Annotated in this window: 1 protein-coding gene; it reads left to right on the top strand. The window is 25.5% G+C overall.

What is annotated here, in order from left to right; genetic code table 11:
* Nucleotides 1–119 precede the first annotated feature (119 nt).
* Nucleotides 120–1,451 (top strand): IS4 family transposase, encoded by a 1,332-nt coding sequence (locus tag Q9968_RS09600; protein ID WP_305515857.1) that lies wholly within the window; start codon nt 120–122, stop codon nt 1,449–1,451.
* Nucleotides 1,452–1,766 lie beyond the last annotated feature (315 nt).

Below are 1,766 nucleotides of genomic sequence, written 5' to 3'. Positions count from 1 at the left end.
TATTTATATCTAATTTTAATAATTATTAATAGTTTATTTTAAATATTATTAATTATATATATTTATATAAGTAATTAAAGTTTTTTAATCATGAATTTATTTGATTGGGGGTTGGATTGATGTATTCTTATGATAGATTTGTCAAAGATTTTTTCAGTTTATTTGATGTTTTTATATCTGAAAAATATGTAACTGAAGATAATAAGTTTATTAGAGATAGAAAAATGACTCAAAAAGAGTATACAACATTTATTCTTTCTCAAAGAAGCTGTACATCTTATATTGAAACGATTAGATTTTTCACAATAGGATTGAATAAGAAGTTTAAAACAATTTCTAGCCAAGGAATTGGAAAACAAAGAATGTTCATTGACCCAAAAGTTTTTATTGATATGAATGAATCTTTTATTGACCAATTATATGGCAAATATTCTGGATTTTCAAAATTTAAAGGATATATTGTTAGTGCTTGTGATGGAAGTATTATTGATCTTCCCAATGTTACTTTAACACGTGAAGAATTCCCTGTTGGTGATGAAAACCTGTTAAAAGAAAAAAGAATTCGTGCAAGAGTTTCATGTCTTTTAGACGTTCATTCTAAACATATTTTAACAGCAAAAATTGTTGAAACAACAATAAATGAAGTAGATTTAGCAATTGAACATTTAGAGAACTTAAAACAAAGATTAAACATTACAAAATTAATTACCATTTACGATCGAGGATATCCATCAATCGAACTCATGGCAAAAACCATTGATTTAAACTCTAAATTTTTAATAAGACTACCAAAAAATGTATTTAGACATTTAATCAAACAAATGAAGACTAATGATGAAATTATAAAAATAAATTTAACAAATAATAGATTAAGTCATTTTGATGATGAAAATTTAAAAGAAAAAGCAAGAAAGATGGGGCGATTAGAAATTCGCATAGCATTAGTAGATATTGGTAAGAACGAACCTGAAATACTTGCAACAAATTTAACATCTGAAGAATTCTCAACAGAAGATTTAAAAGAATTATATGGTAAAAGATGGGCAGTTGAAACTGGATTTGACAGATTAAAAAATTTAATCGAAATCGAAGATTTCAGCGGAATTCGAAGAACAATAATCGAACAAGATTTTCACGCCCACATATTCGTTTATAACCTAGCAATGACAATTAAAAATCATGCAGAAAACAATATAACAAGAATACCCAGAAATAAAGATGAAAAAATAATTTATCAGTCGAATTTCGCAAAAATAACGGGAAACATCTATTTATTCTTATTTGACCTAATATTTGAAACGCAAACGAAAAGAGAGCAAATAATCGATTTTATAGTAAAAGAAGCATCTAAAGAACTAATACAATATAAAGAAAATCAATACAATAATAAAGAACGAAAAACCCCGGATGTTTATAATAAACATCCAGGAAACAAGAAAAAAACACACTAATCAAATAATTTCACCAAAAATTAGTGAGTTTTCACATCTTGTTTAATAGTTCTGTTCACAAATCATATAAAAAACTTACGAAAATCAAATCCTAATCCCAAAATAATATAACAACGTTATCAAATAAACAGAATTAATAAAAAATTTCACATGAAAAATCTTAAGTTTCTAGGAATGCTTTTAATCTTCCATGAATTTCATAGTATTCAAGCCATTCTTTAATTTTATATTCGCTTATGTTTGTCTTTTCCATCAGTTGCCTTATTTGTTTTGAATAATTCAACTGAAAACATTCAGTATTAACTTAATTGGAGA

The organism is Methanobrevibacter sp. V14, from assembly GCF_963082475.1.
Lineage (GTDB): Archaea > Methanobacteriota > Methanobacteria > Methanobacteriales > Methanobacteriaceae > Methanocatella.
The sequence above is the reverse complement of the archived record's forward strand: the minus strand, read 5'-3'. Positions and strand labels throughout refer to the sequence as shown.